The 8,480-nt window shown below is 67.4% G+C and carries 10 protein-coding genes; 1 reads left to right on the top strand and 9 read right to left on the bottom strand.

All coding sequences use genetic code 11. The annotated features are described in order from the left end of the window. Positions 1-836: DUF481 domain-containing protein (locus LXT23_RS48300; RefSeq protein ID WP_253987333.1), on the top strand; the 836-nt coding region annotated here is incomplete at its 5' end. Positions 837-915: 79 nt separating this feature from the next. On the opposite strand, the gene LXT23_RS48295 is transcribed toward LXT23_RS48300, so the two are convergent. The 9 genes from LXT23_RS48295 to LXT23_RS48255 are packed head-to-tail and all read right to left on the bottom strand — an operon-like array spanning position 916 to position 8,478. Next, on the bottom strand, positions 916-1,323 hold the full coding sequence (locus LXT23_RS48295) for a cytochrome C oxidase subunit IV family protein (protein WP_407692964.1): 408 nt from the start codon (positions 1,321-1,323) through the stop codon (positions 916-918). Between the two features lie 53 nt (positions 1,324-1,376). Next, positions 1,377-2,045, bottom strand: a complete 669-nt coding sequence (locus tag LXT23_RS48290; RefSeq protein ID WP_253987331.1) for a cytochrome c oxidase subunit 3 family protein — start codon at positions 2,043-2,045, stop codon at positions 1,377-1,379. Then, positions 2,035-3,705, bottom strand: coding sequence for a cytochrome c oxidase subunit I (locus LXT23_RS48285; protein ID WP_253987330.1), 1,671 nt, complete (start codon positions 3,703-3,705; stop codon positions 2,035-2,037). Before LXT23_RS48285 ends, LXT23_RS48290 begins: the two co-directional genes overlap by 11 nt. Continuing rightward, positions 3,689-4,735, bottom strand: coding sequence for a cytochrome c oxidase subunit II (gene coxB, locus LXT23_RS48280; protein ID WP_253987329.1), 1,047 nt, complete (start codon positions 4,733-4,735; stop codon positions 3,689-3,691). The genes LXT23_RS48285 and coxB overlap by 17 nt, the downstream gene beginning before the upstream one ends. Then, the gene (locus LXT23_RS48275; RefSeq protein WP_253987328.1) at positions 4,732-5,613 is read right to left on the bottom strand and encodes an SCO family protein; all 882 of its coding nucleotides are present in this window, start codon (positions 5,611-5,613) and stop codon (positions 4,732-4,734) included. The genes coxB and LXT23_RS48275 overlap by 4 nt, the downstream gene beginning before the upstream one ends. A 36-nt stretch (positions 5,614-5,649) precedes the next feature. Further along, positions 5,650-6,117 carry a hypothetical protein gene (locus LXT23_RS48270; protein ID WP_253987327.1) on the bottom strand — a complete coding sequence of 156 codons (468 nt, stop codon included), beginning with the start codon at positions 6,115-6,117 and terminating at the stop codon, positions 5,650-5,652. Continuing rightward, positions 6,114-7,346 carry a hypothetical protein gene (locus LXT23_RS48265; protein ID WP_253987326.1) on the bottom strand — a complete coding sequence of 411 codons (1,233 nt, stop codon included), beginning with the start codon at positions 7,344-7,346 and terminating at the stop codon, positions 6,114-6,116. Before LXT23_RS48265 ends, LXT23_RS48270 begins: the two co-directional genes overlap by 4 nt. Next, positions 7,343-7,936, bottom strand: coding sequence for a c-type cytochrome (locus LXT23_RS48260; protein ID WP_253987325.1), 594 nt, complete (start codon positions 7,934-7,936; stop codon positions 7,343-7,345). The genes LXT23_RS48265 and LXT23_RS48260 overlap by 4 nt, the downstream gene beginning before the upstream one ends. Continuing rightward, positions 7,933-8,478, bottom strand: a complete 546-nt coding sequence (locus LXT23_RS48255) for a DUF3341 domain-containing protein (RefSeq protein ID WP_253987324.1) — start codon at positions 8,476-8,478, stop codon at positions 7,933-7,935. The genes LXT23_RS48260 and LXT23_RS48255 overlap by 4 nt, the downstream gene beginning before the upstream one ends. Positions 8,479-8,480 lie beyond the last annotated feature (2 nt).

Genomic DNA, 8,480 nt, shown 5'->3' with positions numbered 1-8,480 from the left:
GCGCCCGCGCCGCGGAGGCCGCCGAGCGCGCCGCGAACGCCGTGAGCGGCGCTGCCCCTGCCGCCGCCGCGCCCGCCGCGCCCGCGGAGCCGGCCACCGCCGCCGCCCCGGAAGCGAAGAAGGACGTCTGGGACGTCACCATCGGCGCGGGCCTCATCTCGCTGACGGGCAATGCCTCCACCTTCACGTTCAGCGGCCTGGCCAGCGCGCAGCGCAAGACGGAGAACTGGATATATGCCTTCAAGGCCTACAGCTCCTACGGCCGCAGCCGCCCGCCGGAGCTGGAGGGCGACGAGTCCCTCTCCGAGGTGGTGGCGCTCAACGCCGGCGCGGAGCTGCGCGGGGACCGCCGCTTCACCCAGGTGCTCAGCGGCTACCTGCTGGGCGCCGTGGAGACGGACCACGTGAAGAGCGTGGAGTCGCGCACCTCCGGCGAGGGCGGGCTCGGCGTGCTGTGGTGGGACGACAAGTCCCCGGAGGGCAAGGTGTCCTACCTGCGCACGGACGCCGCCTTCCGGTACGCCTACGAGACGCGCTTCCAGTACTACCCGGACCGGTTGGATTTGGAGGACGTGGACCTGGGCGGCCCCCGCTTCGGCGCGGTGTTCCGCTACGGCCTCTCCAAGAATGTCGTCTTCAAGGAGGACGTGGAGGTCATCATCAGCGTCATCGGCGACACGCGCGTGCTGGCCAACAGCCAGACGCAGCTGTCGGTGGGGCTGACGGAGGCCCTGTCGCTGGGCGCCAGCTTCCTCGTGAAGCACGACAGCGCGCCGCCCGCCGGGAAGGTGAACACCGACACCGCGCTGGCCCTCAACCTCGAAGTCGCCCTGTAGCCCGCAAAAGCAACGCGGCGCCGGGGAAGCTCCCTCGGCGCCGCGTGGGTGGGGCGGGGCGTTGAAGCCCCGTCCTGACTCAGTGTCCTTCGGACTGCTCCGTGGTGTCGGACTTCTTCAGCCCGCCACCGAAGCGGCCCTGCTGCGCGTTGGCGCCGATGTCGATGGCCTGCATGTCGCTGTACTGCGAGCCCGGCGGGTTGGACGGACGGAAGCGCGTGCCGAAGTCCAGCAGCGGAATCGCCAGCATCAGCAGCACGAAGATGATGGACACGCCGAAGACCAGGCGGTTGGCGCCGCGGTGCTCGGCCAGGTGCATGAAGTACAGCGTCACCAGCGTGCCCTTCGTCGTGGCGATGAGGAGCGCCAGCGCCAGACCGAAGCTCGGCAGGTGCATGGGGCCCGTCCAGACGGTGAGCGCCGTCAGCACCAGCAGCACGGCCCAGATGATCCAGTACTTGGCGGCACTGTGGTGCCCCCCACTCATGTTGTGCTCTTCCTGACGGGATTCGTTGGCAATGGCCATGGTCGGGGAGCCCTTCAGACGAGGTACAGCATCGGGAAGAGGAAGATCCACACCAGGTCGACGAGGTGCCAGTACATGCTGCCCAGCTCGACCATGGTGTAGTTGTTGGGGCCGAAGTCCGCCTTGCGCAGGGCGCGCACCATGGCGAACGTCAGGACAATCATGCCGATGATGACGTGCAGACCGTGCAGCGCCGTGGCGCAGAAGTACACCGTGAAGAACAGCGGTGCGCCCGGCATCTGGAGCTTGTCGTAGAAGTAGTACCGGCCCGGCAGCGTGCCGACCTCGAACTTGTGGTGGTACTCGAAGTACTTGATGACGAGGAAGCCCACGGCCATTGCCAGCGTGAGGGCAATCTGGATGGCCACCATCTTGTTCTGCCCCTCCTTCGCGTAGTGCACCGCGAGCGCCGCGGTGAGCGAGGAGGTGATGAGCACCACGGTGTTCACCGTGCCCATCGTCAGGTCCAGCGTGTCGCTGCTCGCCGCCCACGCCTCCGGGAAGAGGAAGCGGTAGCAGCCGTAGCAGATGAACAGGCCCGCGAAGAGCAGGATTTCAGTCGCCAGGAACAGCCACATGCCCAGGCGCGCGGCGTGGTTCTGCACCTCGAGCGAGGCGAAGTGCATGGCGAGCCGCGGAACGGGGGCGACCGGCCCCCCGGCGGCGGAGACACTAGACTGCATCGGGCACCTCGGCCTTCTTCGGATCCACGTAGAAGTGGGGCTCCTCGGGGTAGGTCGGCTGCGGACCCACGAAGTTGTGGGTCGGCGGCGGGGACTCGGTCAGCCACTCGTAGCCCTTGCTGCGCCACGGGTTCTTCCCGGCGGCCCGGCCGTACACCAGCGCGTACGTCAGGTAGCACGCGATGATGACGAAGCCGAACGCCAGCAGCGACGCGCCCGCGGTGGAGGCCACGTTGAGCGCCTGGAAGCGCTCCGGGTACTCGTAGTAGCGGCGCGGCATGCCGTTGTTGCCCACCAGGAACTGGGGGATGAACGTCGCGTTGAAGCCCAGGATGATGAGCGCCGCGGACACCAGCGCCCAGCCCTCGTGGTACATGCGGCCGAACATCTTCGGGAACCAGTAGTGGAGCGCGGCCAGGAAGGCCATGATGGTCGCTCCCACCATGATGAAGTGGAAGTGCGCCACCACGAAGTAGGTGTCGTGCCACGGGACGTCCAGCGACACCGTGCCCAGGGCGATGCCCGTCATGCCACCGAACACGGTGAAGAACAGGAAGCCGCAGAAGTAGGCAAAGGGCGTCTTGAAGTCCACGGCGCCCTTGTAGACGGTGCCCACCCAGTTGAAGACCTTGATGGCGGTGAACACGCCCACCAGCATGGTCAGCACGCCGAACAGGCCACCCACGAAGGTGGACTGGCCGGACACGAACATGTGGTGGCCCCAGGCGAAGAAGCCCACGAAGGCGATGCCGAGGCTGGAGTACGCCACCGCGCGGTAGCCGAAGATGTTCTTCCGGCTGAAGGCGGCCACGACTTCGCTCATCACCCCGAAGGCCGGCAGCACCATGATGTACACGGCCGGGTGGCTGTAGAACCAGAACAGGTGCTGGAAGAGGACCGGGTCACCGCCGCGGGCCGGGTCGAACATGCCGAAGCTGAACAGGTTCTCCACCGTCACCAGCACCAGCAGCAGGCCGATGACGGGCGTGGCCAGCACCTGGATGCAGCTGGTGGCGTAGATGGCCCACACGAACAGCGGCATCTTGAACCAGGTGATGCCCGGCGCCCGCATGGTGTGCGTGGTGACGATGAAGTTGATGCCCGTGACGATGGAGCTGAACCCGATGATGAACGCGCCGAAGAGCACCGGCGCCACGGTGGTCGTCGTGTGCGTGCTGTACGGCGTGTAGAACGTCCAGCCGGTGTCCAGGCCGCCGTTGAGCATGCCCCACAGCGCCAGCATGGCGCCGCCCAGGTAGATGTAGAGCGACAGGAGGTTCAGCCGGGGGAAGGCCACGTCCTTGGCGCCCAGCATCAGCGGCAGCATGAAGTTGCCGAAGACGGCGGGAATCGCCGGAATCATGAACAGGAAGATCATCACCAGGCCATGGAGCGTGAACGTACGGTTGTACGTCATCGCGTCCATGATGGTCGGGCCCGGGGTGAGCAGCTCCACCCGGATGAGCAGCGCGAAGATGCCGCCCACGAGGAAGAACAGCAGCACCCAGAACAGGAACATCAGCCCGATGCGCTTGTGGTCCACCGTCAGCAGCCACGACTTGATGGTGGTGCCGTCGACCAGGTAGCTCGGGTGGTGGTCGTGGTGCTCGTCGTGCGCGGGAGCCGCGCCCGGGGAGGCGATGCTACTGGATGGCGTCATAGGCGGGTCCCTCGGAGGCGCCCTCGCGAACGTTCGCGGTGCGCAGCGACTTGATGTACTCGACGATGGCGGCCGTCTCCGGGCCCTGCAGCTTGCCCTGGTAGGTCGGCATCACGTTCTGGTAGCCCGCCACCAGGTGGGCGCCCGGGTCCATCATCGACTGGGTGATGTAGGCCTCGTCCACGCGGATGTCCTGACCGTCATCGAGCTTCTCCACGCGGTCATACAGGCCCAGGAAGGTGGGGCCGATGTGCTGCGAGCCGTCCACCGAGTGGCACTTGAGGCACCCCTGCGTGCCCGCCAGCACCTGGCCCTGCTCCACCATGCGCGCCACCGGCGGCACCAGCGAGGTGTCCGCCAGTGCGTCCTGGCGGTCCTGGAGCCGGCCCCGGCGCTGCTCCTTCATCCAGACGTCGAACTCCTCCTCGGGGAGCACGACGACCTCGGCCAGCATCTTCGAGTGCGACAGGCCGCAGTACTCGGTGCACAGCACCTGGTACGTGCCCGGCTTGGTCGCCTCGAACCAGATCTGCGTGTAGCGCCCCGGCAGCGCGTCCATCTTGATGCGGAAGGCCGGCACGTAGAACGAGTGCAGCACGTCCCGGGAGGTAATCAGCAGGCGCACCGGACGGTTGGCCGGGACGTGAAGGACGTTCACGCCGTTGGGGCCCTCCGGGTACGCGAACTTCCACATCCACTGCTTGCCCATGACGTAGACGTCCATCGCGTCCTTGGGCGGCGTGGTGACCCAGGTGAAGTCCCGGAAGCCGATGCCGAACCACGCCAGGAAGAACACCAGCGGGACGGAGACGAAGAGGAACTCCGTCTTCAGCGTGGGGACCACGTATTCGGTCGCCTGGGCGGGGAGACGCCGGCGGTACCGGAAGAACATGAAGAGGGCCGCCAGGCCGACGCCCGCCGACATCACCATCGTCGTACCCACGACGAAGTGGTGCAGCAGGTCGACCCGCTCCGCGAACGTGGACGCGGCCTCTGGGAGGAACAGGATGTTGTTGAGAAGCTCGCTCATGCCGCCGCGCCTTTCTTCAGCTCGCGCCTCCAGAAATAGATCAGCATCGTCGCCAGGGCGCAGAACACCATCATCCCGCCCAGGCGGATGAACCCGAAGATGTAGAACCCATACCGCCGGGTGGCGGTGTCGTACTTGAAGCAGGACATGACAATCTGGTCGAAGCTGGTGCCCACGCGGCCCGCGGCCGCCTCCAGCAGGGCCAGCTTCATGTCCTTGGGAGGAAACGTCGCCCCGTACAGGTACCGGGAGATGCTGCCCTCCGGGGTGATGACATGCACCACCGCGGGGTGGGCGTACTGCTTCGTGCTCGCGTCATACGTGTACTTGAAGCCCAGCGTGTCCGCGAGCCGCTTGATTTCGGCGTCCGTCCCGGTGAGGAAGTGCCAGGGGGCCGTCTCCGGCTTGCCCATGGACTGGAGGTGGCGCCGCCTGCGCTCCAGGCTCTGCGCCGGGGTGTCCTCGGGGTCGATGCTGACCGTCACCGCCTCGTAGTCCTTGCCCAGCTCCAGCCCCAGCTCCCGCATGGCCTGCACCTGGGCGTTGAGGACCAGGTTACAGAGCATGGGGCAGTTGTAATACACCAGCGTCATCAGGGTGGGCTTCGTCTTGGACAGCACCTCGCCCAGCTTCACGTCCTTGCCCGCCGCGTCCACGAAGCGTCCGTCCAGCGGCAGCGCCTCGCCCAGGTGCTCCTGCACGTCCACGCCCTTCACCGGAGGCGGCAGGTCCTTCTGCGCCTCGATGATGGAGCGCGGCGTCTTGCCCGCGCCGGGCATGGCGGACGCCGGCAGCGAGGTGACGAGCACCAGGGCCACCGTCGTCAGGAAGCCCACGCGGGTGACGCGTGGGAGGATGTGGGAGAGGGCGGGCTTCATTGCAGGACGGCTCTTACGCGAGGGGGACGGCGGAAGCTACTGCCTCGGTGACGCAGGGGTGCCCGGTGCCGGGGCCGGCGTGGGGGCGGGCGCCGGGGGCGGGGGAGGCGGGTTGCGCCGCTCGGTGATGACGCGGTCCATGGCCTCCTTGAGGCCCAGGTGCGTCTTCACCCCGAGCTGGTCGCTCGAGCCGGCGCCGAGCGCCTGCTGCTGCTCGGCAATCTTGTCCTCCGCGTGCCAGTCCTGCTCGAACAGGCGCTGGTTGACGATGCCAATCTCGTACTGCCCGAGGGCCGCCGGCCGGGGCGGCGGGCCGTCCGGCTGGATGTCCTCCATGGTCCGGACCTGGATGCGCCAGGCCCAGAGGATGCCCACGGCGAAGATGACGAGCGCACCCACGCCGACGCCCACCACCTTGCCCATGACGAGGTGGTCTTCCTCGGCGGCCACGCCGTGCGCGCCGACGATGACGCGCGACTCGAGCTCCGACTGGGTCTTCTTCATGGCTGCACGTACCTCAGCGACTCGGCGATGTAGGGGTCCTTCACCGGCAGCGTGAAGCGGTTGCGGGCCTGCAGCAGCGCGAAGCCCACCGAGATGCCACCCACGCCGAGGAACGCCGTCACCAGCGTCCAGTGGAAGGTGGGGCCCTCGGCGCCCGTCAGCGCCGGCCAGATGAGCCAGTACAGGTCCACCGCGTGGATGAGGAGCAGGTAGACGGCGACCACCGCCAGCTTGCGCGGCTGCAGCTTCAGGTTGCGCGACAGCAGGATGAAGAAGGGCAGCACGAAGTGGCCGAAGAAGAGCGCAATGGACATCGGGCGCCACGGGCCGAAGATGCGCAGGCCGTACCAGGGCGCCTCTTCAGGGATGTTGGCAATCCACACCAGCATGAACTGGGAGAAGCCGATGTAGGCCCAGAACGCGGTGAAGGCGAGCATCAGCTTGCCCAGGTTGTGGAAGTGGTCCAGCTTCACGACGCTGCCGTAGAGGTCCTGGCCCTGGGCGTTGACGGTGACAATCGTCAGGACGCAGAAGGCGGCGAGGAAGCTGCCGGCGAAGTAATAGACGCCGAAGATGGTGGACTGCCAGAGCGGCGTGAGGCTCATCAGCCAGTCGAAAGAAGCGAAGGTGATGGTCAGCGCAAGGAACGGCAGCGAGCCCGGGGCGAAGCGCCGCTGCTTCACCGTGAGGTCCAGCCCCCCCTCGCTGTCCTGCTGCAGGCTCCACGAGCGCATGCGCCAGGACACGAAGGCCCACACGCCGAAGTAGATGGCCTGGCGGACGAAGAAGAAGGTGGGGTTGAGGTAGCCGTGCTGCTTGTGCGCCAGGTGCTCCCGCTCCAGGCCGGTGATGGCGTCGAACAGGGGCGAGCCCGGCCACCACGGGTACAGGTGCTTCACCATGGCCAGCAGGGGCAGGAACAGCAGGATGAAGATGGGGACCGAGGCGGCCGCCGTCTCCATGGTGCGGCGCAGGACGATGAGCCACTTCGCCTTGGCCGTGTGGAAGATGCAGACCATCAGCAGGAAGGCGACGCTGATGCCCACCCAGTAGCTGAAGGCCAGCAGGTAGCTGTGGGCCGCCTGCCCCTTGGCGTCCGTGGCGAAGTAGCCCGCCAGCGTGGCCAGCAGGCCCAGGGCGCCCAGGCCGAAGGCGGGCACCATCAGCTTCGGGGTGCCGGAGTAGCGGCCAATGTCCGACAGGCGCGCGGTGGTGACGGGGGGACTCATCGGTTCTCCTGCGGAACGGGCGCCTGCCCGTCCGTGCGGGTATTGCGAGCCGTCTGGAGGGCGCGCACGTAGGCGACCACGGCCCAGCGCTCACGCAGGTCCAGCTCACCCGAGAAGGACGGCATCACGCCGTAGCCCTCGTTGATGGCGGTGTAGAAGTGGCCGTCCGGCTTGCCCTGCAGCTCCAGCAGCGAGGGCGGCAGGCGCAGCGACATGTTCTCCGCGACGATGCTGTTGCCGTCGCCGAGCACGCCGTGGCACTGCGAGCAGACGATGTTGTACTTCTTCTGACCCAGCGTCAGCAGCTTCTCGTCCACCGCCACGGGGATGGTGGTGACGAGCTGCCCGTTGGCGCGGCCGGTGAGGGCGTTCATCCGCTGGGCGGGGTCCTTCAGCTCCGGCATCTTGTCGAAGCGCTCGCGCGGCACGGTGCCCGCGGGGGGCGTGCGCATGGCGCGGCCGTCCGCCCAGAAGTCGGAGGCCTCGTAGTACTCGTACTTCGACTGGGCCTCCATGCGCTGGAGGAACTCGGAGGGGACGTCACAGCCCGTGAGGGCGGCGAGTCCGGCGGCGGGGATGAGCCACCTCATTCGTTCTCTCCCGTGACGAGGGTCACCTGGGTGGCACCCAGGGACTTGAGCTGGTCCATGACGGCGTTGGCGTCCTGGCCCGTCGCCTGCGGCACGCTCAGCCAGTAGCCGTGCGTGGACGCGCTGCGGAAGGCGTCGGACTCGAAGACGGGGTGGTACGGCTGGGGCAGGCGGCTCAGCCCCAGCAGACCGAAGAAGATGCCGAAGGCGGCGAACAGCACGCTCAGCTCGAACGTGATGGGCACCCACGCGGGCAGCGACAGCAGCGGGCGGCCGCCGATGTTGAGCGGGTAGTCGATGGTGTTCATCCACGTCTGCATGGCGAGCGCCGTCACCAGGCCGGTGAGGCCGCCACACAGGGCGATGAAGGGCACGCGCGAGGGCGGCAGGCCCAGGGCCTCCGAGCCGCCATGCAGCGGGTACGGAGAGTACGTATCCATGCCCTGGAAGCCCTTCTCCCGCATCTGGCGGGTGGCATCCACGAGGCTGTCCGGCGTGGCGAACTCCGCCAGGACCCAGGAACTGAGGACAGTGGCTTCCATGG

This window comes from Pyxidicoccus xibeiensis (assembly GCF_024198175.1).
Classification (GTDB): domain Bacteria; phylum Myxococcota; class Myxococcia; order Myxococcales; family Myxococcaceae; genus Myxococcus; species Myxococcus xibeiensis.
The sequence above is the reverse complement of the archived record's forward strand: the minus strand, read 5'-3'. Positions and strand labels throughout refer to the sequence as shown.

Excerpts from the sequence above, each read along its gene's own strand:
- LXT23_RS48295 (WP_407692964.1), bottom strand. The coding sequence starts at position 1,323 with ATGAGTGGGGGGCACCACAGTGCCGCCAAGTACTGGATCATCTGGGCC.
- LXT23_RS48290 (WP_253987331.1), bottom strand. The coding sequence starts at position 2,045 with ATGCAGTCTAGTGTCTCCGCCGCCGGGGGGCCGGTCGCCCCCGTTCCG.
- LXT23_RS48285 (WP_253987330.1), bottom strand. The coding sequence starts at position 3,705 with ATGACGCCATCCAGTAGCATCGCCTCCCCGGGCGCGGCTCCCGCGCAC.
- coxB (WP_253987329.1), bottom strand. The coding sequence starts at position 4,735 with ATGAGCGAGCTTCTCAACAACATCCTGTTCCTCCCAGAGGCCGCGTCC.
- LXT23_RS48275 (WP_253987328.1), bottom strand. The coding sequence starts at position 5,613 with ATGAAGCCCGCCCTCTCCCACATCCTCCCACGCGTCACCCGCGTGGGC.
- LXT23_RS48270 (WP_253987327.1), bottom strand. The coding sequence starts at position 6,117 with ATGAAGAAGACCCAGTCGGAGCTCGAGTCGCGCGTCATCGTCGGCGCG.
- LXT23_RS48265 (WP_253987326.1), bottom strand. The coding sequence starts at position 7,346 with ATGAGTCCCCCCGTCACCACCGCGCGCCTGTCGGACATTGGCCGCTAC.
- LXT23_RS48260 (WP_253987325.1), bottom strand. The coding sequence starts at position 7,936 with ATGAGGTGGCTCATCCCCGCCGCCGGACTCGCCGCCCTCACGGGCTGT.
- LXT23_RS48255 (WP_253987324.1), bottom strand. The coding sequence starts at position 8,478 with ATGGAAGCCACTGTCCTCAGTTCCTGGGTCCTGGCGGAGTTCGCCACG.